General features: G+C 71.8%; 27 protein-coding genes. 15 read left to right on the top strand and 12 right to left on the bottom strand.

Going from position 1 to position 25,740, the window contains the following annotated elements:
- Positions 1-9 precede the first annotated feature (9 nt).
- On the top strand, positions 10-714 hold the full coding sequence (locus FH608_RS41395) for a hypothetical protein (protein ID WP_139636169.1): 705 nt from the start codon (positions 10-12) through the stop codon (positions 712-714).
- A 117-nt stretch (positions 715-831) separates the two neighbouring features.
- Here FH608_RS41395 and FH608_RS41390 read toward each other — a convergent pair whose 3' ends face one another.
- Positions 832-1,743: a TIGR03620 family F420-dependent LLM class oxidoreductase gene (locus tag FH608_RS41390; RefSeq protein WP_226900365.1), complete on the bottom strand. Its 912-nt coding sequence runs from the start codon at positions 1,741-1,743 to the stop codon at positions 832-834.
- Positions 1,744-1,835: 92 nt separating this feature from the next.
- Here FH608_RS41390 and FH608_RS41385 point away from each other — a divergent pair, with 92 nt between their 5' ends.
- Complete coding sequence (locus FH608_RS41385; RefSeq protein WP_226900364.1) at positions 1,836-2,414, top strand: TetR/AcrR family transcriptional regulator; 579 nt, start codon at positions 1,836-1,838, stop codon at positions 2,412-2,414.
- Between the two features lie 152 nt (positions 2,415-2,566).
- On the opposite strand, the gene FH608_RS41375 is transcribed toward FH608_RS41385, so the two are convergent.
- From FH608_RS41375 to FH608_RS41360, 4 genes are all read right to left on the bottom strand, one after another.
- Positions 2,567-3,145, bottom strand: a complete 579-nt coding sequence (locus tag FH608_RS41375; RefSeq protein WP_139636167.1) for a dienelactone hydrolase family protein — start codon at positions 3,143-3,145, stop codon at positions 2,567-2,569.
- An 85-nt stretch (positions 3,146-3,230) separates the two neighbouring features.
- A complete protein-coding gene (locus FH608_RS41370; RefSeq protein ID WP_139636165.1) occupies positions 3,231-3,848 on the bottom strand; it encodes a DedA family protein in 618 nt (205 codons plus the stop codon).
- Positions 3,849-3,978: 130 nt separating this feature from the next.
- A complete protein-coding gene (locus FH608_RS41365) occupies positions 3,979-4,938 on the bottom strand; it encodes a quinone oxidoreductase family protein (protein WP_139636163.1) in 960 nt (319 codons plus the stop codon).
- Positions 4,935-5,195, bottom strand: a complete 261-nt coding sequence (locus tag FH608_RS41360) for a hypothetical protein (RefSeq protein WP_139636161.1) — start codon at positions 5,193-5,195, stop codon at positions 4,935-4,937. The genes FH608_RS41365 and FH608_RS41360 overlap by 4 nt, the downstream gene beginning before the upstream one ends.
- Positions 5,196-5,272: 77 nt before the next feature.
- Between FH608_RS41360 and FH608_RS41355 the strand changes: the two genes are divergently transcribed.
- A complete protein-coding gene (locus tag FH608_RS41355) occupies positions 5,273-5,905 on the top strand; it encodes a TetR/AcrR family transcriptional regulator C-terminal domain-containing protein (RefSeq protein WP_139636159.1) in 633 nt (210 codons plus the stop codon).
- A 30-nt stretch (positions 5,906-5,935) separates the two neighbouring features.
- Entirely contained in the window at positions 5,936-6,121 is a 186-nt protein-coding gene (locus FH608_RS41350) for a zinc-binding dehydrogenase (protein ID WP_193318923.1), read from the top strand.
- A 143-nt stretch (positions 6,122-6,264) separates the two neighbouring features.
- Here FH608_RS41350 and FH608_RS41345 read toward each other — a convergent pair whose 3' ends face one another.
- Entirely contained in the window at positions 6,265-6,951 is a 687-nt protein-coding gene (locus tag FH608_RS41345; RefSeq protein WP_193318922.1) for a TetR/AcrR family transcriptional regulator, read from the bottom strand.
- 76 nt (positions 6,952-7,027) lie between these two features.
- Here FH608_RS41345 and FH608_RS41340 point away from each other — a divergent pair, with 76 nt between their 5' ends.
- From FH608_RS41340 to FH608_RS41325, 4 genes are all read left to right on the top strand, one after another.
- On the top strand, positions 7,028-7,723 hold the full coding sequence (locus FH608_RS41340; protein WP_139636153.1) for a carboxymuconolactone decarboxylase family protein: 696 nt from the start codon (positions 7,028-7,030) through the stop codon (positions 7,721-7,723).
- A gap of 95 nt (positions 7,724-7,818) precedes the next feature.
- Positions 7,819-8,463, top strand: a complete 645-nt coding sequence (locus tag FH608_RS41335; protein ID WP_139636151.1) for a TetR/AcrR family transcriptional regulator — start codon at positions 7,819-7,821, stop codon at positions 8,461-8,463.
- A 93-nt stretch (positions 8,464-8,556) separates the two neighbouring features.
- Positions 8,557-9,447 (top strand): ABC transporter ATP-binding protein, encoded by an 891-nt coding sequence (locus FH608_RS41330; RefSeq protein ID WP_139636149.1) that lies wholly within the window; start codon positions 8,557-8,559, stop codon positions 9,445-9,447.
- On the top strand, positions 9,444-11,063 hold the full coding sequence (locus FH608_RS41325) for an ABC transporter permease (RefSeq protein WP_139636147.1): 1,620 nt from the start codon (positions 9,444-9,446) through the stop codon (positions 11,061-11,063). The genes FH608_RS41330 and FH608_RS41325 overlap by 4 nt, the downstream gene beginning before the upstream one ends.
- Positions 11,064-11,068: 5 nt before the next feature.
- Here FH608_RS41325 and FH608_RS41320 read toward each other — a convergent pair whose 3' ends face one another.
- Entirely contained in the window at positions 11,069-11,572 is a 504-nt protein-coding gene (locus FH608_RS41320) for a MerR family transcriptional regulator (RefSeq protein WP_139636145.1), read from the bottom strand.
- Between the two features lie 10 nt (positions 11,573-11,582).
- Entirely contained in the window at positions 11,583-12,443 is an 861-nt protein-coding gene (locus FH608_RS41315; protein ID WP_139636143.1) for an SDR family NAD(P)-dependent oxidoreductase, read from the bottom strand.
- Positions 12,444-12,566: 123 nt separating this feature from the next.
- Between FH608_RS41315 and FH608_RS41310 the strand changes: the two genes are divergently transcribed.
- Both FH608_RS41310 and FH608_RS41305 read left to right on the top strand, forming a co-directional pair.
- Positions 12,567-13,205, top strand: a complete 639-nt coding sequence (locus tag FH608_RS41310) for an NAD(P)-dependent oxidoreductase (RefSeq protein WP_139636141.1) — start codon at positions 12,567-12,569, stop codon at positions 13,203-13,205.
- A gap of 208 nt (positions 13,206-13,413) precedes the next feature.
- Entirely contained in the window at positions 13,414-14,388 is a 975-nt protein-coding gene (locus FH608_RS41305) for an L-threonylcarbamoyladenylate synthase (protein WP_139636139.1), read from the top strand.
- A 177-nt stretch (positions 14,389-14,565) separates the two neighbouring features.
- Here the strand turns inward: FH608_RS41305 and FH608_RS41300 are convergent, their stop codons facing one another.
- Together FH608_RS41300 and FH608_RS41295 are read right to left on the bottom strand one after the other, a co-directional pair.
- Positions 14,566-16,758 (bottom strand): HEAT repeat domain-containing protein, encoded by a 2,193-nt coding sequence (locus FH608_RS41300; protein WP_193318921.1) that lies wholly within the window; start codon positions 16,756-16,758, stop codon positions 14,566-14,568.
- Between the two features lie 135 nt (positions 16,759-16,893).
- Positions 16,894-17,661, bottom strand: a complete 768-nt coding sequence (locus FH608_RS41295) for an alpha/beta fold hydrolase (RefSeq protein WP_193318920.1) — start codon at positions 17,659-17,661, stop codon at positions 16,894-16,896.
- A 113-nt stretch (positions 17,662-17,774) separates the two neighbouring features.
- Between FH608_RS41295 and FH608_RS41290 the strand changes: the two genes are divergently transcribed.
- Positions 17,775-18,170, top strand: coding sequence for a winged helix-turn-helix transcriptional regulator (locus tag FH608_RS41290; protein ID WP_139636133.1), 396 nt, complete (start codon positions 17,775-17,777; stop codon positions 18,168-18,170).
- A gap of 50 nt (positions 18,171-18,220) precedes the next feature.
- Here the strand turns inward: FH608_RS41290 and FH608_RS41285 are convergent, their stop codons facing one another.
- On the bottom strand, positions 18,221-21,997 hold the full coding sequence (locus FH608_RS41285) for an nSTAND1 domain-containing NTPase (RefSeq protein ID WP_226900363.1): 3,777 nt from the start codon (positions 21,995-21,997) through the stop codon (positions 18,221-18,223).
- Between the two features lie 127 nt (positions 21,998-22,124).
- On the opposite strand from FH608_RS41285, the gene FH608_RS41280 reads away from it, so the two are divergent.
- The 3 genes from FH608_RS41280 to FH608_RS41270 are packed head-to-tail and all read left to right on the top strand — an operon-like array spanning position 22,125 to position 24,355.
- The gene (locus tag FH608_RS41280) at positions 22,125-22,583 is read left to right on the top strand and encodes a hypothetical protein (RefSeq protein ID WP_139636129.1); all 459 of its coding nucleotides are present in this window, start codon (positions 22,125-22,127) and stop codon (positions 22,581-22,583) included.
- A gap of 3 nt (positions 22,584-22,586) precedes the next feature.
- The gene (locus FH608_RS41275) at positions 22,587-23,951 is read left to right on the top strand and encodes a NucA/NucB deoxyribonuclease domain-containing protein (protein ID WP_139636127.1); all 1,365 of its coding nucleotides are present in this window, start codon (positions 22,587-22,589) and stop codon (positions 23,949-23,951) included.
- Between the two features lie 11 nt (positions 23,952-23,962).
- Positions 23,963-24,355 carry a hypothetical protein gene (locus FH608_RS41270; protein WP_139636125.1) on the top strand — a complete coding sequence of 131 codons (393 nt, stop codon included), beginning with the start codon at positions 23,963-23,965 and terminating at the stop codon, positions 24,353-24,355.
- A 72-nt stretch (positions 24,356-24,427) separates the two neighbouring features.
- Here the strand turns inward: FH608_RS41270 and FH608_RS41265 are convergent, their stop codons facing one another.
- On the bottom strand, positions 24,428-24,694 hold the full coding sequence (locus FH608_RS41265; RefSeq protein WP_139636123.1) for a hypothetical protein: 267 nt from the start codon (positions 24,692-24,694) through the stop codon (positions 24,428-24,430).
- Between the two features lie 142 nt (positions 24,695-24,836).
- On the opposite strand from FH608_RS41265, the gene FH608_RS41260 reads away from it, so the two are divergent.
- Positions 24,837-25,740 (top strand): M23 family metallopeptidase (locus tag FH608_RS41260; protein ID WP_193318919.1); only part of this gene is annotated, 904 nt, incomplete at its 3' end.

Raw genomic sequence — 25,740 nt, 5'->3', positions numbered from 1 at the left:
GTACGGGCGATGAAAGCCGTGCTCGCCACCGGGCACGGCGTGCACGTCACCGAGACGACCACCATGCTGGACGGCTCCGAGGAACGTGGCGAGCGCCTCCGCAAGGGGGTCTTCGAGTTCGACGCCAAGGGCGGTGTCAAGGCCCTGGACGTCACCACCACCGGCGGCGAGTACGGCCGCGAGCGTGCCATCGGCTTCAACTACGACATCGGCGGTAGGAGTTACCAGTCCGGCGGTTTTGCGGGCAAGTGGCTGAAGAAGGGCAAGACCTGGTGGAGGAACGAGCACCAGTCGCATCTGTGGCACACCGATCTGCTCGGCTACGACGAGCAGATCGTCAACCCGGCCGAGCCCGCCACCCTGACCGCCCTGCTGAAGAACGGCGAGCGCAGCGGTGACACCGGCAACGGCGCGATCACGTTCAGGCAGCTCGAGCGGGTCTCCCGCTGGGCGGAGCACTCGAGCCATGGCGGCTGGGACCCGGACACGAGGCTCAGCTACACCCTCACGCTGACCTCGGCGGGCCTGGTCAGCAGGGTGCGCAGCTCGTTCACCTTCAGCGAAGGCCTGGAGGAACTGATCGGCAGGACGGTCCACGTCGACACCCGCTACAGCGAGTGGAGCGGCAAGGTGTCGATCAAGGCGCCGGACCCGCGCAAGACGACCAGCGAGCTGTGCATCGAGGGTCTGTGCAACTGGCGCCTTCCGAGCTGACGGCGCGCGATCGGGCCGGGACGACCTCCTGTCCGAGGGCGGCAAGACCTGGCCCCGGCTGAAGGAGGTCGCCTGAACGGATCATGGTGTTGATCCTCTCGTCCGGCGGTGGCGTTCTCAGGAGCGGGTGACGAGGCGAGGAGCGAGCTGCTGGAGAAGGTCGACCGCAGATGCCAGCCCATCCGTCAGCGGGTGGAGCAGAACGTGGTCGGCGCCGGCGGCCAGATGCTGCTCCAGCCGCGCGGCGATCGCGTCGCTGTCTCCCCAGGCCAGGATGGCGTCGAGGAGGCGGTCGCTGCGCTCGCCCTTGAGGTCGGCATCTCCGTAGCCGAGTCTGCGGTAGTTGGCGGTGTAGTGGTTGTCGGTGTTGTGGCCGTGACCGAACAGGGCGCGCATCCGTCCTCGGGCACGGACCGCGTCGGTGTCGAGGATGAGGACTTGGTGTGGGATCAGCAAACCGTCGGGACCGAGAGCTTTACGGGCGGCCTCGGTGTGCTCGACCGGCTGCATGAACGGATGTACGCCGTCGGCCCGTTCGCTCGCCAGCCGGTGCGTCTTGGGCCCCAGAGCCGCCAGGACGCGGGGGTAGCGGACATCGGGAAGGATGCGGGCGGCGGCCTGGTCCATGGCGTCCAGGTAGGCGCGCATCGCGCTGAGCGGGCGGTCGCCGGTGTGCCCGCCAAGGCCGAGGATCAGCCGTCCCGGGTGGGCCTCGGCGAGGGTGGCGGCCGCTCCATGCATCGCCACTGGGTCGCGCATCGTGATGTTGGCGATGCCGGCGCCCGCGACGAGCTTTGTCGTGGCGCCCAGCACGATGGCGAGCTGGGAGAAGATCTCACGCCCGCCGACCGGCGAGGACGCTGGAGGCTCACCCGTCCACAGTGAGCCGTAGCCGAGCTGCTCCAGCCGCGCGAATTGCTCGCGCTGCTCTGCTACCGGTGTCTTCAGCAGGGTCATCGGTGCGATCCACACGCCGTACCTGCCGAGCTGATGCCGGGCCTGCGTGCTGCCCTGTGTCGGGTTCATCATGCCTCCTGTGACACTCAATCGGAGACTGCCTCCGGTTACCGGCCACTAATATACGGAAGCAGGCTCCGCTTTGTGAACTCCAGGAGGATCAAGTGGGCGACATCACCGCCCGGCGCGCCATGAGGGCCGACGCACGGCGTAACCGCGACCGGTTGCTGTCCGAGGCACGCGCCGCCTTCCTTGAACACGGCACCGATGCCTCACTGGAGGAGATCGCCGCGCGCGCCGAGGTCGGTGTCGGCACCCTGTACCGGCATTTCCCCACCCGGGAAGCGCTTCTGGAGACGGTGCTGCGCGAGCGGTTCGATGCCCTCGCCGCCGCAGCGCGTCGGCTGGTCGACTCCCGTTCCGCGCGCGAGGCGCTGATCGCCTGGACAGGCGACTTCGTGGAGACGACCACCGTTTACCGCGGACTGACCGCCGCCCTGACGGCGACCCTGCGGGACCGGACATCAGCCCTGCACGCCTCCTGCGAAGCGATGCGCGAGGCAGGGACGACCTTGCTGATCCGCGCGCAGGAGGCAGGTGACGTGCGTGCCGACGTCACCCCGATGGAGTTCCTCGCCCTGGTCGCGGGCGTCTCCTGGGCGCGCGAGCAGATGGCGGGCGGCGAGCTCCGTGGCGACCGCCTTCTCCCGCTGCTCTTCGAAGGGCTGGAACGGCTCGGCTAGCCCCTCAGGTCATGCGGCACATGGGGTCCATGACGGCGTCGTCGAGCCGGAGCATCTCTCATCGGCCTGATCGCCGACACCTGCCTGGAATCGACCGGCGGGTACGCCATGGAGCTCGGCCATCACGTGACCTGGTCCGGGGCGCGGGCTCGTCAGGTGACGGATTTCAGCAGGGTCAGCGTGCGGGAGAGCAGCAGCGCGGCCGCGTCCGGGTCGTAGGAGGGCAGCGTGCGGTCGGCGAAGTAGTGCTGGTCGCCGGGGTAGAGGAACAGCTCGCCCTGCCCGGCGGAGGCGACCACCTCCCTGGCGAAGCCGATGTCGCCCTCGCCGACGAAGACGGGATCGGCGTCCATGCCGTGCACCTGGACCGGCACGCCGGCCGGCCAGGCGTCGCCGAACTCCGAGAGCGGCGCGCAGGAGTAGTACAGCAGCGCGCCGCGCGCGCCCGCCCGGGTCTGCGCCAGCTTCTGCGCGCAGAGCACGCCGAAGGAGAAGCCGGCATAGACCAGCCCGGCGGGCAGGTCATCGACCGCTCGGGTGCCGCGTTCGATCACCGTGCCGAAGCCGGTCTGCTGGAGGTAATCCATTCCCTGCTCGATGCCCGGGAAGGTGCGGCCCTCGAACAGGTCGGGGGTGTGCACGTCGTGCCCGGCCTGGCGCAGGTCGTCGGCGAACGCGGTGATGCCCGGCGTGAGCCCCAACGCGTGATGAAAAAGGACGACAGTAGCCATGTCTCTCCGACCGCCGGCAGCGTCACGAACACGTTATCGACAGCATATTCGAACGCCCCGCACCAGGACCGGTCTTTCGCCGAACTCAGCGGCGGGAGGCGTGCCTGCCCCTGCGCCGCTCGGCCAGCCGTACGCCCACGAACACCAGGATCGCCAGCACCACCAGCGCGATCACCACGTTCGTGCCGACGCCCACGTACGTCTCCACCAGCTCCCAGTTCTCCCCCAGCAGGTAGCCGGCCATCACGAAGATCGTGTTCCAGATGAGGCTGCCCGCGGTGGTCAGCAGCGTGAACGTGACCAGCGGCATGCGTTCCACGCCCGCCGGGATCGAGATCAGGCTGCGGAAGATGGGGATCATCCGCCCGAAGAACACCGTCTTGCGGCCGTGCCGGCGGAACCACGCCTCGGTCTTCTCGATGTCGGACGGCTTGACCAGGGGCAGCCTGGCCGCGATGGCCAGCGTGCGCTCGCGGCCCAGCAGCGCCCCCACCCAGTACAGCGCCAGCGCCCCGAGCACCGAGCCGAGCGTCGTGCACACCAGCACGTCCAGCAGATCCATCTCGCCCCTGCTGGCCGTGAAGCCCGACAGCGGCAGGATCACCTCGCTGGGCAGGGGCGGGAACAGGTTCTCCAGCGCGATCGCCAGTCCCGCCCCGGGCGCCCCGAGGCTCTCCATCAGTGCAACCAGCCAGTCAGTCATGGGATCAAGGCTATGGATGATCAGATATGCCCGGAATGAGGGGAGCTTCTGATCGTGGGTGCGGAAAACCACACCCCTCGTACGTGGCTCCTACCCACGCCTCGGCGTAACACCGGCTGTCGCGGGCAGGTCATGGCATCACGACGAGTCGCCTGCCTTTGAGATCGGTGCGCCGCCAGGCGGTCTCGATGTCGCTCAGCGGGACCTTCTCCACGTCGAAGGTGAGCTCCCCGGACCGCGTCCAGGTCACGACCTGCTGGTACACCTCGTCGATGGTCTGCGCGTCGAAGCCCTTGGCCGCGCCGTAGACCTCCACGCCGGAGGTGCGCAGGCTCGACGCGGAGAGGGCGAGCTCGGTGCCGGCCGACTCGCCGATCTGGACCACCCTGGTCGGCTTGCCGAACGCGAACGACCGCGGCACCAGCGCGCGCAGCAGGATCTCGCTGGGCCTGCCCCACAGGTAGTCCAGGACGACGTCGTAGCCGTCACCCCTGGCGTCGAGGTACGCCTGCGCCAGGGCCTCGTCGGAGACCGCGGTGTTGATCACCGTGTCGGCCCCGACGGCCCGCACCTCGCGCAGCTGGGCGTCGTCGCGGCCCGTGGCCACGATCCGGCCGGCGCCCAGCAGCCGGGCCACCTTGACCGCGAGCCGCCCGGCGACCCCGGTGGCGCCCTGCACCAGCACCGTCTCGCCGGGAACGAACCCCGCGGCCGTCCTCACCGACATGGCGGTGATGGCCGAGGCCATCACGGTCACCACGGCCGGGTCGATGCCGTCGGGGACCGGCTTGTAGGAGCCCTGGGGCACCACGGTCTTCTCGGCGAGCGCGCCGTAGGGCAGGCGGATGTTGCCGAACCCGACGAGCGTGCCGTCCGGGAGTGCGCCGATGCCGTCGAAGGCAGGGATCACCGGGAGCCGGCCGACGTACTTCTCGCCGGCGTAGTGCGTACCGGCCGCGATCGCCTTGTCGACGTTCTCGACGGCGACCGCCTTGACGTCGATGATCACTTCGCCGTCGCCGGCCACCGGGTCGGGGAAGTCCTCGTAGCGCGGGACGCCGCCGACCTCGTGGAGCACCGCCGCTTTCACCCCAGCTCCTGACCGAACAGGCGGGCGATCCGCGCCTGCCTCGCCGCCAGGACGCGAGGCGGACGGGCCGGAGAGTGGTTGAACCCGTGGTGGTGCGAACGGTGGTGCGAACGGTGGTGCGTGAGCGAGTGCCGCCGCCCATGGCCGTGGCCGGCCTGGCCCTGGTGCCCGGCCGGCCGCTCGGTGTGCGCGGGAACCCCCGGAACGCGATGGGTCGCCCGGTGCAGCAGGTCGCGGAGCGAGTGCTGGTGTCTCATCGGTGCCTCCTCTGGCGAGTCTCTATCACTGATAGGGAACCCTATCACTGATAGACTCCGCAAGGGAGGTGCCGCAATTGGCTCTGGACAAGCAGCGGATCGTCACCGAGGCCGTCGCGCTCCTGGACGCCGAGGGTCTCGACGGCGTGACCACGCGCAAACTGGCCGCCCGGCTCGGCGTGCAGTCGCCGACCCTTTACTGGCACATCCCGAACAAGGCGGCCCTGGTCACCGCGATCGCCGAGGCGATTCTCGAGCAGCAGTTCCCCGAGCCGGCGTCGCCCGCGCCGGAGGAGCGCTGGCAGGACTGGCTGATCGGCCTGGCAGAGCGGCTGCGCCGCGCGCTGCTGGCCCACCCGGACGGAGCCCGGATCATCGCGGCCTCCCAGCTGTCCCTCAAGATGGCCGGCATCTCCGAACTGGCGATGAGCACGCTGGTCGAGCGGGGCATTCCGCTGCGGCAGGCGCGCCTGATCGTGATGACGGCGTTGCGCTTCACCGTCGGCTACGTCCTGGAGGAACAGGCCGGCCGCCCCGACGCGGACGCCCTGGACGGCTTCGACATGGCCGCGTACGCCGCGGCGTACCCCACCGTGATGGCCGGCGTGACCGAGTACTTCCAGGCCGGCCGCACCGTCGACGACCTGTTCCGCGACTGCCTGCAACAGATCGTCCATGGTCCTGCCGCGCGGTCCGGCCCCACGTCCTGACCGCGTCGCGCCCCCGACGCCCTGGAGATCGTGACGGCCGAGCGCCCCGACCCCGCCGTCAATGAGGTCCTGGTCGCGTCGGGACGGCCGCGCGCGCATGCGGACCGGACCTTCGCCCTGGAGGAGGCGGCGAAGGCGCACGCGCTCGGCGAGAGCTCCGGCTTCGTGGGCAAGCTCGTCCCGATCCCCGGGCGAGATCCCGGGGCGCGTTCCTGACGATCCGGCGTCACCCGCGCACCGGACAGACGACGGCGCCGAGCACCCCTAGACTCACCGTACTGGGGTGCCCGGCTCAGTCCTGAGCGTACGGCGCTGCCCGGCGGCGCCCGCGTCGCGCCGGGGCAGGCCCAGGGAGATCTTTACCGCGCCGCGGCCCCGCTCCCGTTCTGAGGCGGAGCAGGTGCCGGGCCCTCGGCCTGGCGGGCCCGCTCCAGCAGGTCCGGCGCGATGCCGCCCAGCTTGGCGAGGAAGCGGTCGATCTGTTCCTCCAGCGGCGGCCAGGGCAGGTCGGGCTGGTTGACGCGCATCGACACCGCGCCGTGCACGGCCGCTCGCAGGTCGAGCGAGACCTCCGCGGCCCGCCCCGGCGCGGCGAGCCCGGCGTCCATGCAGCGCTGGACCGCCGCGGTGGTGCGCTCGGCCAGCTCCTGCTTGAACTCCATCGAGGCCCGCTGGTTGAGCGTGCTCTCGTGGAGCACCTTGTACAGGCCCTGGTGGCCGCGTACCCACTCCCCCAGGAACAGCAGCCGCCCCCGCAGCCGGGCCACCGGGTCGGCGCCGGTCTCGGCTCGCTCGAGCGTGCGTACGAGGTCGCGGTGGCTCTGCTCCAGGGCGGCCAGCACGAGGGCGTCGCGATCGGCGAAGTGGATGTAGACCGAGGTCGCCGCGATGCCGACCTCGCGCGCGACCGCCCGCATGGACAGCGCCTGGTCGTCGGCGAGCTCGTCGAGCAGGCGTACGGCGGCCGCCACGATGTCCTCGCGCAGCCGCTCGCCCTGCCCGCGCGGGTTGCGGCCCCGCGGGCGGGGGCCGGAGATCGCATTCATGAGGGCCATTGTATGAACACGCTCGTTGCACTACAGTCGTAGCGCTACAGCTGTTCAGTTACAGAGGAGAAAGCACATGACCCTCCCCAGCCAGACCCGCGCCAAGGCCCTCGACCCGGTCTTCGCGGAGATGAGCGAGGCCACCGACCGCACCCTGTGGGAGGACGGCGCCGAGCTGTCCACGCGGGAGAAGATCCTGCTGTCCCTGGTCGCCGACGTCTGCCAGCAGACGCTCGGGCTACCGTTCGAGGCCCACGTGGCGATGGCGTACGAGCACGGGCTGACCGCCGACGACCTGCGCGAACTGCTGCGCTTCATCGCCTACGACAGCGGCTACCCGGCCGCCCTGGCGGCGCTGGCCCGCCTGGCCGACATCGAGGCCGACCAGGGCCTGCCCGGCCCGGGCGGACAGGGCCACCCCCTCGACCTCGACGGGGACTCCAGCCCGATCCCCGCCCGGGCCCGGCTGGCCGTGCACAACCTCGACCCCGCCTTCGGCGACTACATGGACCTGCAGTCGCGCATGCGCGCGCAGATGCGGCGGCTGAGCGTCCGCGAGCGCGCGTTCGCCACCATGACCGTCGACGTGCTCTACCAGACGCTGGAGGAGAGCTTCCGCATCCACGTCACGCGTGCCCTCGCGGCGGGTGCCACGCCGGAGGAGGTACGGGCGGTGGTGCGCTTCAGCGCCCAGTTCGGCATGACGAAGGCGTGGCGGGGGCTGCGACAGCTCAACGCCCTGTTCACCGAGACCGGCACGGTCTTCGCCTGACGGCCTTCTCTTAACCGGTTGCCAGGCTGGCTACACATGCGTGTAGCATGCTTTTCAAGCGTGTTGTTCAGTATACGCCTGAGTAGGAGCGTGGCATGGCGAGGGTGGAAGCGGACTTCGAGGACCTGACGGCACGCGCGCGCATCAAGGACGCCGCGCTGCGGCAGTTCGGCGAGCTCGGGTTCGAGCGGGCGACCATCCGCGGCATCGCCGAGGCCGCCGGTGTGTCCTCAGGGCTGGTACGCCACCACTTCGGCTCGAAGGAGGCGCTGCGCGAGGAATGCGACCAGTTCCTCATCAAGGCCCTGCGCCGGCTCAACGACGACGCCCGGGCTGACCCCAGGCCCACCGAGGTTAACCCGGTCGCCGTCGCGCAGCAGGCGTTCGGGGCGTACCAGCCCTATCTCGCCCGCGCTCTCGCCGAGGGGCGCGCCACGGCGGTGTTCGACGAGATGGTGCGGATGAGCGAGGAATGGCTGGAGGAGGCCGACAGGGCCCGGCCCGATCCGCCCTTCGCCGACCGGAAGGCCCGCGCCACCGTCGGCACCGCGATGAGCCTGGCCGTCCCCGTCCTCCACCAGCACATCTCCCGAGGGCTCGGCGTCGACCTCGACAGCCCTGAAGGCTCGCACCTGCTCGCGCTGGTCCTGCTCGACATCTACTCCCACCCCACCCTCACCCCCGAGGCGGCGGCCTCGCTGCGCGACGCCCTCGAAAAGCTCCGGCACGCGTCGCGCTGACGTCGACCGCCGCCCCGGCCCGCGCCAGGCGGTGCCCTCACAGGAGAATCCCCATGAAAGACGACGCCCGCCGGTCAAGTGGTGAGCAGTGACATGACCGCCATCACCACCTCCGGCCTCGTCAAGACCTTCGGCCCGGTCCGCGCCCTCGACGGGCTCGACCTGTCCGTGAACAGCGGCGAGGTCCACGGCTTCCTCGGCCCCAACGGCGCAGGCAAGTCCACCACGATCCGCATCCTGCTGGGCCTGATGCGCGCCGATTCCGGCCGGGCCGAGCTGCTGGGCGGCGACCCCTGGGCCGACGCCACCGCGCTGCACCGGCGGCTGGCGTACGTGCCGGGCGACGTGGAGCTGTGGCCGAACCTCACCGGCGGTGAGGCCATCGACCTGCTCGGCCGGCTCCGCGGCGGCCTCAGCGAGACCCGGCGCGCAGAGCTGGTCGAGCGTTTCCAGCTCGACCCCACCAAGAAGGGACGAACCTACTCCAAGGGCAACCGGCAGAAGGTCGCCCTCGTCGCCGCGTTCGCCTCCGACGTCGAGCTGCTGATCCTGGACGAGCCCACCAGCGGGCTGGACCCGCTGATGGAGGCCGTCTTCCAGGAGATCGTCGCCGAGCTGAAGGACGCCGGCCGCACCGTGCTGCTGTCCAGCCACATCCTCGCCCAGGTCGAGAAGCTGGCCGACCGGGTCAGCATCATCAAACAGGGCAAGATCGTAGCGGCCGGCACCCTGGCCGAGCTCCGGCACCTGACCCGCACCACCGTGGAGGCCGAAACCGCCGCCCCGGTCACCGGCCTGCCCGCCCTGCCCGGCGTACACCACGCGGAGACCTCCGGCGAGCGGGTGCGCTTCACCGTGGACGCCGAGCACCTCGACGGCGCCATCAAGCACCTCAGCGCCTTCGGCATCCGGGCCCTGACCAGCCACCCGCCGACGCTGGAGGAGCTCATGCTCCGCCACTACGGCAACGGGGCGGCGGCATGACCGCCACCGTGACGCGCCACCGCGCGGCCGCCGGCTCGCGAGGCGGCGCACTGACCGGCACCGGCATCCTGCTGCGCCTGGCCCTGCGCCGCGACCGGATCAAGCTGCCCGCCTGGACGCTGATCACCGCCCTGTTCGTGCCCTACTTCTTCGTCGCGGCGACCAGGACCAACCCGACCCCCGAAGCCCTGCACAGCACGATGGACATGGTGAACTCCCCCATGCCGCGGCTGTTCACCGGCCCCTCGTTCGGCACGGGCGACCTGACGATCCAGCGCTACCTGATCGCGGTCTACTTCGTGGAGTTCCTGCTGGGCGCCGCCCTGATGAACATCCTGCTCATCGCCCGGCACACCCGCGCCGAGGAACAGAGCGGCCGGGCCGAGCTGATCCGCGCGGCGGTCGTCGGACGGCACGCCGCGCTGACGGCTGCCCTGGCTCTCGCCGTCATCACCAATGCAGTGCTGGCCGTCCTCATGACCGCCATGGCGGTCGGCGTGGGACTGCCCGCCGGCAGCGCGCTGCTGTTCGCGGCGGCCACAGCCGCGGCGGGGCTCGTCTTCGCCGCGGTGACCGCGGTGTGCGCGCAGCTCACCGAGCACTCCCGGGCCGCCGCCGGCATCGCCGGCGGGGTGCTGGGCGTCGCATGGGTGATCCGCGGCATCGGAGCCGTTCAGGACGTCGCCGGTGGCCGGCTGACCTGGCTCTCCCCCCTGGGGTGGTCGCAGCTCACCCGGGTGCTGGCCGGCGAGCGCTGGTGGCCGCTGGGCCTGTCCGTCGTGCTGGCCGGGATTCTGGTGGCGGCGGCGTACACGCTGGCGGCCCGGCGAGACCTCGGCGCGGGACTCATCGCTTCCCGTCCGGGGCCGGCGTCGGCCTCCCGCTGGCTGCGCTCGCCCGCCACGCTGGCCCTGCGCCTGCAACGTTCGTCCATCCTGTGGTGGGGTGGCTCGCTGCTGGCCGCCGGCCTGGTCTTCGGCGGGCTCGCCGGCGCGATGAGACAAGGCGTCGCGACAGATCTCCTGGGCAGCGGGCCCGACGTCCTGAGCGGCTACCTCAGCCTCATGGCGGTCGGGCTCTCGTTCGTCGTGGGGATCTTCACCGTCCTGGCGGTGACCAGGATGCGGACGGAGGAGGTCCGCGGGCGGGTCGCCCCGCTGCTGACCACACCGACCGGCCGGTGGGCCTGGCTCGGCTCGTCCGTGCTGGTCACCGCCATCGCGGCGGTGACGCTCCTCGCCCTCTCCGGGCTCGCCATGGGAGCCGGCGCCGCGGCGGCGCTCGGCGACGGCCGCTACGTCGGTGAGCTCACCGGCGCGGTGCTCGCCCGCGCGCCGGAGATCCTCCTCCTCCTGGCGATCGCCATGGCGCTGTTCGGGTTCGCGCCACGGGCCATCGCCGTGGCCTGGGCGGTGCTCGCCTACGGGGGCTTCATCCGGTTCTGGGCGGCCGATCTGCCGGGCTGGCTGAAGGCTCTGTCCCTGTTCGACCACATCCCGCGCATGCCGGTCGAGCGCTTCACCCTCACCCCGGTGGTGGCGCTCACCGTGCTCGCGGCGAGCGTGGCCCTGCTCGGCCTGTACGGCTTCCGCCACCGCGACCTCGACGGCCGCTAGCGCCGCTACGGCTCGCGCGGCACGGCGGTGTCGAGATCTTGGACGTCCGGTCCGGTCCAGCCCCCGTAGGTGGCGATCTTGTACTCGACCGCCGTGAGGGAAAGGGCCAGCTCACGGATCCGCCGGCGGATGGTGTCGCGATGCTCGATCAGCATGTCGAGCCGCTCGGGCACCGTGTGCTTCCCGGCTTCGACGAGCGTGATGTAGTGCTGCAGGTCGCGCATCGGCATGCCGGCCAGCCGCATCCGGGTGAGGAACACCAGGCGCCGCACCGCGTCGGCGTCGTAGAGGCGGTGACCGTTGCCGTCGCGGGCCACCTCGACCAGCCCGGCCCGTTCGTAGTAGCGCAGCGTGTGGGGCGAGATGTCGAGGAGGTCGGCGACCTCATTGATCATCATCGGCTCGTGCACGCCGCCCAGATCAGTGAGGCGTTGGATCGCCTCGACCGAGGGCGGGCCGTCGTCCCCGAGCGCTTCCAACGCCTTTCTCATCAGCTCGTCGGTGGCCATGGCAGCCAGCCTAAATCGGCCGGACCGATGCCGGGGCGCCGGCGAAGTCGGCGCTGCGGGCGGTCTCGGCCCACCGCTCGACATCCTCCAGGCCTCTCCGGTACACGCCCGAGATACGTTCGACCGCCTCGTGCCCGAGCGGAAGCCGCAGCGGCACCTCCTCACCGTGCGCGAGGGACACGATGATCTCGGCCGCCCGCGCCGGGTCGCCTTCCTGGCGGCCGTTGGCCCCGGCCATGTCCGCGCGGACGGCGGCGAGCACGTCACGGTACGTTTCGGACGGTTCGGCGAACTCGAGCACGTCGGCGGCGTTGAACTCGGTCCTGAACCGGCTGGGCTCGACGATCATCACGCGGATCCCGAACGGTGCGACCTCCCCGGCCAGGGCCTCCGACCAGCCCTCGAGGGCGAACTTCGACGCTGAGTACGTCGACACCCCGGGGAACGACATCCGCCCACCCTGGCTGCTCATCTGCACGATCGTCCCGGTGCCCCGCGCGCGCATCGCGGGCAGCGCCGCGCGGACGAGCGCGGCGGGGCCGAACAGGTGCAGCTCCATCAGCTCCCGCAACTGCGCGTCGCCGACCTCCTCGACCGCGCCGACCACGGCTCGCCCCGCGTTGTTGACGAGGACGTCCAGCTGACCGAAGCGGTCGAGGGTCTCCCGCACAAGATCCGAGGCCGCGGCGACGTCTCGGGCGTCGAACTTCGTGATCAGGCAGGTGTCCGGATGGGTGGCCCGCAGGTCGGCCACGCTGTCGGGCCGGCGCACCGCCGCCACCACGTTGTCGCCCGCCTCCAGCGCCGACTCCGCCAGTGCGCGCCCGAACCCGCGGGACGCGCCAGTGATGATCCAGGTCTGTGTCGTCATGGCGACGACGCTAGGCCTTCGAGCGCGCTCGAACGCAAACGCGCAACCGTGATCCCTCTCGCGACCGTCATGGAGGTAGGGTGAGTGAGCACTCACCAACCCCTCTGTGGAAGGGCGGCACTCATGAGACTCACGGTCTTCGGCGCGACGGGCGGCACGGGACTGCAGCTCGTGCGCCAGGCACTCGACCTCGGCCACGACGTCACCGCCGTCGTGCGCGACGCCTCCAGACTGCCCGCCGAGCTGCGCGAACGCGTGGAGGTCGCGGAGACGAACGTGATGGACCCCCAGGCCATCACCCCCGCGGTCGAGGGCCGCGACGCGGTGCTGACGGCGCTGGGCACGCGCGACCGCGGCCCGACCACCGTGCTGTCCGACGGCATCGCCTCCGTCTCGAAGGCCATGACGCAGGTGGGCGGCCGGCGCCTGCTGATGGTCAGCGCCGCCGGCCTGGTCGCCGACACGGGCGACGGCCCCTTCACGCGGTACGTGCTCAAGCCGCTCGTCGTGCAGCGGCTCTTCCGGCACAGCTACGCCGACCTGGCCGAGGCCGAGCGGCTGCTGAGGGCCGGCGACCTGGACTGGACGATCGTACGGCCCGCGCGCCTGACCAACGCCCCGCGCAGCGCCCGCTACCGCACCGAACGCGACCTCAGCATCAGAGGTGGCGGGAGCACCAGCCGCGCCGACCTGGCTCACTGCATGCTCGCCCTCATCGACGACCCCACCTCGATCCACCACGCCATCTCGGTGGCCTCCTGACAGCTCCGGCCCGGGACCCGCGCTCCAACGCCGCCCTCCGACGCCCTCGGGGAAACGGAGGACGCCGGAGGCCTCGCCTGGCCTGGGTATCCTTGCTCCAGGCAGGCGGCGAGCAACCGGAAGGCCCTCAGCCCCCATCGATCCGGTCGAGCAGTTCCCGCCGGCGCACGACGGCACGAATGCGGAGAGCAGTGAGAGGATCGCGCGGGTGACGGCAGGAACCAGTGACATCGAGAAGGCGGCCGGCGTGCTGCGCGCCGGAGGCCTGGTGGCCTTCCCGACCGAGACCGTCTACGGTCTGGGCGCCAACGCCGAGGACTCCGCCGCCGTCACGCGCGTCTTCCGGGCCAAGGGACGCCCGCCTACCCACCCCTTGATCGTCCACATCGGCGGCGCGGAGCACCTGGCCGACTGGGTCGAGGAGGTGCCGGCGACGGCGCGGCTGCTGGCCGAGCACTTCTGGCCGGGGCCGCTCACGCTGGTCCTGCGGCGCGGCCGCCGGGTGCCCCTGGAAACCACCGGCGGCCTGGAGACGGTGGCCGTGCGGGTGCCCGACCACCCCGTCGCGCTCGCCCTGCTGTCAGCCTTCGGCGGCGGTGTCGCTGCCCCGTCCGCCAACCGCTTCGGCTCGGTCAGCCCCACCACGGCGCAGCACGTTCGCGCGGAGCTCGGTGACGCCGTCGACTTCGTGCTGGACGGCGGCCCCTGCGAGGTCGGCGTCGAGTCGACCATCGTCGACGCCACGGGAGACACGGCGAGCGTCCTTCGGCCCGGCGGGGTGACGCGCGAGGACCTCGAAGCGGTGCTGGGTCGCCGGCTCAAGGTCCACTCGACGAGCCGCGTCCGGGTGCCGGGCCAGCATCCGTCCCACTACGCGCCGAGCGCGCGGGTCGTCCTCGTCGAGCCCGAGAAGGTCGTCGTCGAGGCGGAGCTCGCCCAAGAGCTAGGGCACCAGGTCGGCGTCCTCCTCCCGCCCTCCTTCGCCGACGCCGCGGTCAAGGCCCACGCGGTGGTTTCGGTTCCCGACTCGATGGCGGCCTACGCGCGCGGGCTGTACGGGTTCCTGCGCGAGCTCGACCAGCGTGGATGTGACCTCATCGTCGCCTCCTTGCCGGTGGAGCAGGGGCTGGGCCTGGCCATCGCCAACCGGCTGCGCCGGGCCGCGGGGCCCCGGCCGAGCTGATCGAGAAGCATCTCCGGCCCCTCGCGAACCTGCCCTGCGCGGCCCCGTCCGGCTCTCCTCCCACGGGCCCTGACTGCGAGACCGGTGCGCCAGAGCGTCCGGTTGCCGTCTTCGGCGGGCAGGGTGATGGCGCGGGCGGTCTCGGGCATCACGCACCAGGGGCCACCGGGGCCGGGATCAGCTCATGGCGTCGAGGGCTTCCCGGCAGCGGCGGAGCAGTTTCTCGTCGTCGACGACCTGCGCGCTGCCGTAGCCGTCATCGGACGCGTTGTGCCTGCGTGCCCGCCCCAGCTCGGCCTCCAGGAGCGGCCGTGCGTCCACCGCGGCCCGCTGAAGCTCGGCGCAGAGCTCGGCCGCCTCTGTCCGGGTGTGCCTGTTGAGCTCCCACACGCGCGCCGGCACCGGCAGTGCCGCCTCTGGGTCGCCGGTCAGCCGGAACAGGGCGCGGGCGGCCGCCAGCGGGACCCAGCCGTACCGGTCCTTGCGCCTGGCCAGCCGCCGCAGGAGGGTGATCCTGGGCTTGGCGGCCCGTTCCCGCTCGGCCATCGCCGGGGCCAGGCAGCCGAGGAGGTCCGCCGCTTCGCGGACGGCGTACGGGTTGTCACCGCCGAGGTAGCGGTCCGCGACGGCGACGGCCACACCCACGTCACCGGTGACCAGCCACAACGCCCTCGCCGCCCGCATGGCCAGGCGCCGCTCGGGCGAGGCCGCCGCTTCCCGCAGGATCGGCTCGTACACGGAGGCGCCGGGCCCGATCGCGCCGACCGCCGCCAGCCAGCCTTCGGTGACCGGCTGTCCGAGCAGATCGGGCAGGGCTTCGGCGGCCCGTGGACCGACCCTGGACAGCGCCCAGCAGATGCTGTCGTGGCGGTGGTCGTGCGGCTGCTCGGCGGGCAGGTCGCGCAGGCGGCGGCGCAGCAGGGGCAGAAGGGGTGCGGCCCGCGGCCCGAACCTGCCCACGAGCTGGGCCACGTCCCTGGGCATGCGCTCGCGCTCCAGCGCCCAGGCCAGCATCGGCAGCGCCCGCTCGTCCCCCGTGCCGCTGAGCGCGTGCAACGCCGGGCTGACCGTCGGCTGGTCGCGAGGCCATTCGATCACCCACGGTGGCTCCGCGTCCTCGAGCCTGGTGTGGTCCGCCACGCGCCGCTCCGTGGCGGCCAGGACCTCCGCCAGGGCGTCCGCGGCGGGCGCCGCCAGCTCGCCCAGAGCATCGAGTACGCCGACCGCCCTCGACATCACGACGGCGCCCGGCCGCCCTCTTCCGCGCCCGCCGAGTGGGCGTTCGCCCCGTGCGCGTTCGCCCAGTACGCGTTCACCGAGGGCGGAGACGAGCCCGGCGTAGTCGCCGCGCCAGTTGGCGACCAGGACGTGCGCGGGGCCCATGGCGTCCACCTGGCACTCCCAGTCGGGCGAGCGCAGCAGGGCCGTCAGGAGGCGTACGCGGTCGCCCACGCGCTCGCCCAGACCTTCGGACACGGTATGCACGAGCTCGCCCGCCCGTGGTGCGCGCCGGCCCGCATCGCGTTCCTCGCGTGCCCGCCGCAGCGCGCCGATCAGGGTCGGGGTCTCGAAGTCGGCGGGCGGGGCGGCCGGGGGCGTACCGGTCTCGTAGAGGGCGGTGAGCAGTTCGAGCGCCTCGCCGACCTCGACCGCCGGACCGCCGCCCAGCGAGGCCAGCTCCGCCAGCGCCACCAGCCTGACCTGCGGCTCCGCCTCCATCGCCAGGACCCGCCCCAACCAGTCGCGCACGCCCTCCGCACCGCCCGCTACTTCCTCTGTACCGCCCGGTACGTCGTCCGCGCCGCCCGGTACGCCCGCCGCACCGCGCTGACGGCGGCACAGCGCGGCCACGGTCCGCACGATGGTCTCCCGTACGCCCGGGTCGTCCTCGTCCCCCAGACGGCCGGTCAGGCTCGTCACCGCGGCCCGCGGCCCGTCCACGCAGGCGGCCAGGAGCCCGGCCACGGCCTCGCGCACCCTCGGGTCGGGGTCGCCGAGCAGGCGCTCCCACAGCGGCCACGCGGCGGTCACGGTCCTGTTGGCCTTCTTGTACGGCCCGGTCAGCTCGGTCGGGTCCTCGGCCGAGGCGATGCTCGCCAGCAGCTTCACCACCTCCGCCCGGCCCGGCAGGTCGGAGGCCGCGGCGATGCGCAGGAGGAAGGGGATCGCCGCCAGGGTGCACGGGTAGACGTCACCCTGGTGGTGCACGGCGCCGTACATGCCGTCCAGGGCCGTCTCGCGTGCGGCGGGGTCGGGGTCGGCCAGGCCGCGAAGCAATTCGGGAACCTCCGTGGCGGGGCCGTACGCGTGACGCATGCGGCTCCACCGGACGTCTCCCAGCCCGGCGAACGGGTCCAGCTCATGTGCCATGACGGAGATCCTGCCGAATGCCACCGACATTCCGGCCGGCGTTCCACCGACGCCGAAACCGCGTGCGGGAGCATGTGTCAGGGGCAGGCAGAGCTCAGGCGGGCCCGGCCGCAGCGCAGGCGGGCGTGGCCTTGCTCACGGCGTACCCGCGTTGGCGGCCAGGAAGGGCAGCACCGCCGGCAGCACATCGGCCGACCTGTCCCAGCAGCCCTTGTGATCCGCGTCGGAGACGGACAAGAAGTCGGCGCCTGAGCGCTCGGCGAAGGCCCGCATCGGCTCGTGCCAGGGGTCGGCCGTACCCGCGTACAGCAGCAGCGGGACACCGGAGTCGGCGAGTGCCTGCTGGAGTCCGGGCTCACGGGAGAACGCCTCGTAATTGGCGCGGAAGGCGGCGGGGTCGCCCGCCTCGATCAGAGCGGCCTGATAGGGATCGGCGGCAGCGCCCTGCTTCATCAGCTGGTAAGGGTCGGTGTCGGCGGGCTGGCCGAGCAGGCGCAGCGTAGGACTGACCACGGAGCGGAAACCGTCAACGGGATCGAAGCCGCCGGCCACCAGGCAGGTCAGTCGACCAGGCGCATGCGCGGCGACCGCGTACCCCGTCATGGCGCCGAGCGAGTATCCCCAGAACGCGGCCCGTTCGACGCCCGCCTCGTCCAGCACCGCCATGACGGAGTCCACCCGCCGTTCCAGCGAATAGTCCTCCGCCTGGTGCGGGGCGTCGCTGCCGCCCAGGCCGAGCGGGTCGACGGTGATCACGGTGTAGGCGGAGGTGAGTGCCGCGGTGTAGCCGCTGTACGTCCAATGTGCCCCGTCCTGGAACATGCCCGGATGAAGCACCACCGCGGGGCCGTTGCCGGACACCCCATAGGAGATCTTGAAACCGTTGCTGTGCGCGATGGGCACGTGTTGTTCCCTCATCTGTTCACGAAGATCCTGCGCCGTTATGCAGGACCGTTACGCTCGATAACGGGGTCAATCGTGACGCATGCCCGGAAAGCTTGGAAGAAGGCACTTTCTTGTCGCAACGGAACACCCAGGTAACGAACCAGCCCACGCCCGCGACAGACGATTGCCCGCTGCCCGAGGTCCTGGCCTTGATCGGCGGCAAGTGGAGCGCTCAGGTACTGGTGGAACTGGGCGAGGGTCCACGCCGCTTCACCCAGTTGGAGCGCGCGATCACGGGCATCAGCCGCCGCATGCTGACCGTGAGCCTGCGCGATCTCGAGCGCAACGGGCTCGTCACCCGCACGGTCTACCCGGACTCCCCGCCGCGGGTCGAGTACGCCACCACGTCATTGATCGAAGACATACGCGAGCCCCTGGAAGCGCTCACGAACTGGGCCCGTCTCGCCGCCCCTGCCATCACCGCGGCCCGCCGGGCCTACGACAGCTCAGCCGACTCACCTCGGTGACGCGCTGACGGTTCTCGCTCAACCCGCCGCTCCCAGATCCAGTCCAAGCGTCATGGGCAGGGCGGGCGGTAGGGCAGGCCGGGGAAGAACTGGTCCCACTCGGCTACGGTGATCGGCGGGTACGCGGTCCGGCAGACGCGGGCGGCCAGGCGGGTGGCGTCGGTCTCCCACAGCAGCACCGTGCGGTCGTAGCCGCCGGTGGCCAGGGTGTGCCCGTCCGGGCTGAACGCGACCGACGACACCCGGTCGGAATGGGCCTGCAGGGAGGAGTGCTCCTGGGGGCGGAGGCGATCGGCGAGGTCCCACAGCCGGGTGACGCCGTCGCTGCCGGCCGTGGCGAGGGTGCGGCCGTCCGGGCTGAAGGCGACCATGTTGACGTTGTCGGTGTGTCTGGTGATGGTGACCAGCGGGACGGGCCGGCGGAGGTCGGTGACGTCCCAGAGGCGGGCCGTGTCGTCGTAGCCGGCGGTGGCGAGGGTGCGGCCGTCCGGGCTGTAGGCGAGAGAGTTGATGCCGTCGGTGTGGCCGGGGAGCGCGGCGAGCTGGGCGGGGTGGCGGGGGTCGGCGACGTCCCAGAGGCGGGCCAGGCGGTCCCAGCCCGCGGTGGCCAGCGTACGGCCGTCGGGGCTGAAGGCCACGGTGTTCACCCCGTCGAGCCCCGCGGTGAAGCCGGCCAGGAGGCGGGGGCGGCGGGGATCGCTGACGTCGGTGAGGCGGACCGTGCGGTCGAGGCCGGCGGAGGCGAGGATGTGCAGGCCCGCAGGCCCGAAGGCGACCGCGTTGACGTTGGCGGTGTGGCCGGTGAGGGTGGCCAGCGGGCGGCCGGCGGCGACGTCCCAGAGGCGGACGGTCCTGTCGTTGCTCGCCGTCGCCAGCAGGCCGCCGTCGGGGTCGAAGGCCGTCCCCCAGATCTCGTCGCCGTGGCCGTTCAGGACCGCCCGCAGGCGGGGGCGGGCGGGATCGGCGACGTCCCACATCCGTACGGCGTGGTCCTCCCCCACGGCGGCCAGCGTGCGGCGGTCGGGGCTGAAGGCGATCCAGTAGACGGCGGAGGTGGGGACGGTGAGCGCCGGGCCCGGCAGGTCCCACAGCCGGGCGGTGTAGTCGTCGCTGCCGGTGGCCAGCGTGCGGCCGTCGGGGGTGAAGGCGACGGAGACGGCGTTGCCGGTGTGGCCGGTGAACGTGGTCACGTAAAGGGGCCGGCTCGGGTCGGTGACGTCGGTGAGCCGTACGGTGTCGTCGAGGCCGGCGGTGGCCAGGAGATGGCCGTCGGGGCTGAAGGCGACCGACCTGACGACGTCCCGGTGGCCCTTGATGACGACGTTCGTGCCGTCGGCGAGGTCCCACAGGCGGGTGGTGCGGTCGTTGCTCGCGGTGACCAGCAGGCGGCCGTCCGGGCTGAACGCGACCCAGGCGACGGCGTCGGTGTGGCCGGTGAGCAGGCGCGGCGGGCCGGGGCGGGCGGGGTCGGTGACATCCCACAGGGCGGCGGTGCGGTCGAAGGCGCCCGTCGCCAGTGTGCGGCCGTCGGGGCTGAACGCCACCGACACCACGGCCTCGGTGTGGCCGGTAAGGGTGGCCAGCGGAACGGGGCCTGCGGCGTGCCGGCCGGAGACGTTCCACAGGCGGACGGTCTTGTCGGTGCTCGCTGAGGCGAGCGTGCGGCCGTCCGGGCTGAACGCGACCGCGTTGACGTCGTCGCCGTGCGGCAGTACGGCGAGCAGGCTGGGGCGGCGGGGGTCGGTGACGTCCCACAGGCGGGCGGTGTGGTCCCAGCCCGCGGTGGCCAGGCGGCGGCCGTCGGGGCTGAAGGCTGCGGCGTTGACGTTCTCGCGGTGCCCGGCGAGCACGGCCAGCGGCTCGGGGCGGTGCCGGTCGGTGATCCGCCACAGCCGGGCCGTGCCGTCGCGGCCCGCCGTGGCGAGCAGGTTCCCGTCGGCGCTGACGGCGACCGCGTTGACCCGGTCGGTGTGCCCGGTCAGCCGGGTGGCGTACGGGGTGGCGAAGGTGCGCTGCAGGCTGCCGCGGGCGTCGGCGGTGGGAGAGAGCCGGTAGGCGGCCAGCGCCAGTTGCGCGCCCAGTGCGGGGTTGGCCGCCCGCACCTCGGCCGCGTCGGCGGCGACCTTCTGCGACCGCGCGATGTCGCGCTGCCCGGCCGCCATCCGGCCGCTGCCGACCGCGTTCACGGTGGTGGCCGTGGCGATGACGAGCAGGACGGCGAGCAGCGCGACGAGATCGCGCAGGCGGCGCGCCTGTCGGCGGGCGGCGGCCTGCTCCCGCGCCTCCGCGGCGATCCCGGCCTCCACGAACTCCTTCTCCCTGGCCGACAGGAGGGGGTTCCTGGCGGCGACCCAGTCCCTGGCGACCGCGAGGCGGGTGCCGCGGTACAGAGCCCCCTCGTCGCGCCCTTCGGCCTCCCACGCCTCGGCCGCCTCGGTGATCTGGCGGTGCAGGCGCAGCCCGTCGCGGTCCTCGGTGAGCCAGTCGCGCAGGCGCGGCCAGGAGCGGATCAGCGCCTCGTGGGCGATCTCCACGGTGTCGCCGTCGAGGGTGACGAGCCGGGCGGCGGCCAGCTCGCCGAGCAGCCCCTCGTCGTCGGCGAGCTCGTCGCGGCCGACGCGGCCCTTGGTGTCCTCGGTGCCCTCGCCGAGGGCGGTCAGCCGCAGGAACAGCTGCCGGGCGACGGCCTGCCGCTCTTCGCTCAGCCCGTTGTAGAGCGCTTCCGACGTCCGGGCGATGGCGTGCTCGATGCCGCCGGTGGACTCGTACCCGGCCAGGGTGAGGGTGTTGCCGCGACGGCGCCGCCAGGTCTCCAGCAGCGCGTGCGAGACCAGCGGGAGCACCCCGGCCTGGCCCTTGGCCTCGGCGACGAGCCGCGACACCAGCGCGCCCTCCACGCGGTGGCCGGTCTCGACGGCCGGGCGGGTGATGGCCTGGCGCAGCTCCTCGGTCGTCATGGGGCCGACCAGGATCTGGGCCTGCTGGAGCACCTCGGCCAGGTCGGGGTGGCGGGCGCAGTGGGTGTAGAAGTCGGTGCGGACGCCGAGCACCACGCGGGTGCGGCTCCCGGGCTCGCGGGCCGCGCTCACCAGCGCGTCGATGAACGCCGCCGGCTCCCCCGGGTCGGGGCAGAGCGTGAACACCTCCTCGAACTGGTCGACGATGAGCACGAGGTCGCCGGTACGGTCCTCCTTGGCCACGACCTGGCGTACGGCCAGCCCCAGGTTGCGGCGGCCGGCGGTGAGGTCGGCGAGCAGCGCGCCCGCCGGGACGCCGAGCCGGGCCGCGAGCCGTACGGCGCATTCACGGAAAGGATGCGCTCCGGGGGTCAGCAGCAATGCCTGCGCGGCCGGCGTCAGACCCGCTCTCAACAGCGACGACTTTCCCGATCCCGACGCGCCGAGCACCGCCAGAAAACGGTGCTCCGTCAGACTGGCCCGGAGCTTTTCCAGCAGCCGCTCCCGGCCGAAGAACCGGTCGGCGTCACCCGGCCCGAAACTGGCCAGCCCGACGTATGGCGGTCTTTCCTCTGATGTTTCCCGCGGCTCCGGCCGGTTGATTTCCGCGGCCAGCGAAATCCACCGCTCCTGCCATTTCTCGGGGTCCGCCCCGCAGGCCTCCACATAGGCCAGAGTCACCGCCAAGCTGGGCGGTTTCCGCCCTCCGGCGGCCTCCGAGAGGGTGCCGGCCGAGTAATGAGCGCGTTGGGCGAGCTCGCGGTAGGAGGGGCTGCCTGCCTTTTCGCGTAATCGTCGCAGGTCGGCCGCGAACTGTAACAGCGCGTCGTCACCAGGGTCGAGCGGCCGTTCGCGGCGAGGCACTTCCACCCCCGTTGTGATCCTCGAACCGGCTTCATTGTTCAGCAGTTGTTGTTCGGTGTCCACCGCGTGACACCGAACAATCGCGGGGCCATATACCAGCACCCATGACCGCACCTGATGACGAGGGAGAGTCATGTCCGCAGTCAGACGTATTTCCTGCGTGGCGGTCGCGGCGGCCGCCGCGGCGACCGTGCTCACCGCCTTACCGGCGCAGGCCGCCGCGGACGGCTGCTGGGGCACCGGGCCGACCGTCACCGACACGCTGGGACAGCAGTGGGCGACCCGTTACTGCAACAACTACCGGGCCGGCGACGTCTACAACTACGTCGACGGGCGGTGGCAGCCGGTAGGCAGGCTGTACGCCGGCGACAACTGGTTCGTCTGCCAGTCCCACGGCCCCGACAACCCGCCGATCGGTGACTGGGTCAACGACATCTGGCTCTACACGGAGGCCGACGAGGCCTGGGCGGCCGGTGGCTGGGGCGGCTTCCCCGCAACGCACGTGTCCGGCGGCGTGAACTACGGGCCGATACCGGGGCTCGGCTGGTGTCCCTGGGAAGAGGACGTGCTGCTCTCCGGGTCGGGTGAGTGAGCCATGTCCTCCCTGCGCTCCCGCCTGGCGGCCCTCATGATCCCGCTCGTGCTGTGCGCCGGCGCGGTGACCCCCGCCCACGCGCAGCCCCCGTCGCCCTCGCCGGACGCCACGGCCGCCAAGAAGGAGCCGCTGGCGCCGGAAGAGGCCCGCCTGCGCGCCTTACGCCGGGCCGCCGAGCGCGGCAACCACTCCTACTACGACGCGGACAAGGTCTCCGCCGACGGCCGCTCGCGGCAGAGCGTGAGCAAGCTGGCCACGATCACGGCCTTCCCCGCCACGCCGCCGCAGCCGGACACCGGCAACTGCCTGGCCAAGGAGGAGGCCAAGACGGCGGAGGGCTGGACGTACAACCGGCTGCTGTGGTGCCAGACGGTCGGCTACCGGGCCAACTACACCAAGCGCACCTCGACCGGCACCGTGATCTACATGGGCAGCGTCGAGGTCACCTGGGAGATGGTCGCGATGGGCAGCAACACCCAGCGTGCCATCCGGGTGTTCTGGCGGCCGGTGGCCGGGTCCGTACGATACGTCGGCTGGACCGTCGGCGTCCCCAGCGCACAGCCCTTCGCGGTGCACCCCGCGTGCGCCGAGGCGGCGCCGTACTGCAACAACCTGGGAACGCCGGCCAGGAGGACGTGGGCGGCCTGGAACACCACCACCGACTGGGCGTCCTGGGACGTGACCTCGCCCGCCCGGTCCGGCGACTCCACCCGGGAGAAGATCACCTCGCCTCACTGGCACCTGGTCACCGACGCCACGTCCCTGGAGTATCCGGAGATCCCGGCGGGCCGGACGAACGACTGGCCGTTCCGCTGCGACTCGGCCGACTACTTCTCGCGCTTCGGGCAGGCGTTCGACCAGGCCTGCGTGTTCACCGACGTGATCCCGCACCTGCAGTACAGCCTCTCCAGCCCCAAGCACGCCGCCGTCGCCCGGCACATCCAGGAGGCCCAGCTCAGCCCGGACACCTCCTACCCGATCGAGTCGCACCGCAAGGTCATCCCGGGCCGCTGGGAGCCCGACCCCGACCCCGAGTACGGCTCGCTGCACCGCGTGGAGGGCAGCGGCACCATCGCCGCGGCGAACACGACCTGGAAGGACTACGCCTGCAACCGCAACGGCCCCTACAACGCGACCACCGGCCTGCCGCCCAAGACGCCGCAGCAGGAGGCGGAGGGGTGGCAGTGCGACGAGTACCCGTTCCGCTCGACCGCCGAGGGCGCCAGCAGCGGCACCTGGGACTTCTCCGTCCGCTGGGTGCCTTCCTCGCAGAACGGCTCGGCGGGCGGCTCGCTGATCGCCTTCTTCTTCGACGACCGGATCCTGCACGTCAACGACCCGTTCTGGGTGAAGATCAACCCCTGAGAGGCTTCGCCATGACCCTGATCAACACGATCGCCCGCGCCGGAGCGGCGGCGGCACTGGTGTCGGCGGCGCTGACCGTCACCGCCCGGCCGGCCGCGGCCGACCTCGGCCCGCCGCCGGGCTGCCAGCGCGGCTACTTCTGCGTCTCCGGCGGACCGGACAGCCCCACCGGCTGGTCCACGGCGGGCAACTGGACGGGCAGCGTCTACGGCATCTTCCTGTTCAACAACGGCTACCCCTATCCCGGGGCCGACCACGTGGACGTCACCTTCTACCGGGCCCAGGACGGCTCCGGCCCGTACACGCGGTGCGTGCACTACTATCCCGGCCCCGGCGAGTACTACCTCTACACCCCGAACGATCCCGTCGAGATCGTGCGGGTCCGCTGGCGCGGCGAGTGCTGATCCCCGACCGACGGCCCGGAGGACCGCCGCGTCCTCCGGGCCCGCGTCACCTCGCCGAACGCGTGCGGGAGATCAAACCCACCAGGTGATGCACCTGGCCGCGCCGCCGCCGGGCATGACGTCCTTCTCGCAGGCCTTGTAGCCCCAGCCGGCCTTGCCGCGGTGCGCCTCGGAGAAGGCGGTCTTGCTCTTGATCTGCGTGTGGCCGCTGGATTCCCCCTTCTTCTTCGAGGGGTTGTAGACCTCCAGCCAGTGCGTGACCGTGGCCGGCTTGGAGGTCACGGTGCCGGCAGTCGCGATGCGCCCCACGATGTGCCGGCCTGGGCGTCGTGGCGACATACCGGGGCTATACCGCCGGACCGTACGTTGAGGAGCGCTTCGAAGCGCACGACGGAGTTTCTTTCCTCCGCGTGTCACGTCGTGTCCCACCCTCTCCCGTGAATGGAACGACATGCTGAAAAGACGCTTAGCAAGCGCGGCCATGCTCCTGACCGTCGTGGCCGGTGGTCTGGTCGCGACATCCGCTCCCGCCTCGGCGGCCCCGAACTACCAACTGCCCTTTCCCTGCGGCCAGAAGTGGCGGCTGAACACCTGGGACTCCACGCACGCCCCCGCCCTGGACATGGTTCGCGAGCCGCAGTCGCAGACCGAGGGCTCGCCGGTGGTCGCGCCGGCGTCCGGCACGGTGAACCAGTCGTACTACCACAGCAACGCCGGCAACATGATCCAGATCAACCATGGCGGCGGCCACTTCACCACCTACATCCACCTGCAGTCGCGTGCCGTGAGCGTGGGCGACAGGGTCACGCAGGGGCAGGTCATCGGGCGGGTCGGGCACACAGGACCCACCTCGAACGGAACCCCGCACCTGCACTACGAGCAGGGCTATGACGCCAACGGCGATGGGAGCGCCTCCTGGGGCTTCGAGGGCGCCGAGCGCGTCAAGGCCGTGTTCGGCGGCAAGGCGTACGGCCCCGCTCCGGGCGGCGAGTGGCGCAACGTCGAGAGCCGAAACGGCTGCGAGACGAAGGTCGGCAACAGCGTGACGGGCGACTCGTACGCCGACCTGCTCGCCGTCGACGCCGGCGGAACGATGAAGCTCTACAGCAACAACATCGTCCGCGACAACGGCCAGCCCTACACCGGCAGCGACCCCCGCGAAGTCGGCCACGGCTGGAGCACCTCAACCAGAATCATCCCCGCCGACGTCACCGGCGACGGATACACCGACCTGCTCGCCGTCGACGCCAACGGCACCATGAAGCTCTACAGCAACAACATCGTCCGCGACAACGGCCAGCCCTACACCGGCAGCGACCCCCGCGAAGTCGGCCACGGCTGGAGCACCTCAACCAGAATCATCCCCGCCGACGTCACCGGCGACG

The sequence above is a fragment of the Nonomuraea phyllanthi genome (assembly GCF_006334985.2).
GTDB classification, from domain to species: domain Bacteria; phylum Actinomycetota; class Actinomycetes; order Streptosporangiales; family Streptosporangiaceae; genus Nonomuraea; species Nonomuraea phyllanthi.
Note: the sequence above shows the minus strand (reverse complement) of the source record. Positions and strands in the feature narration are given on the sequence as shown.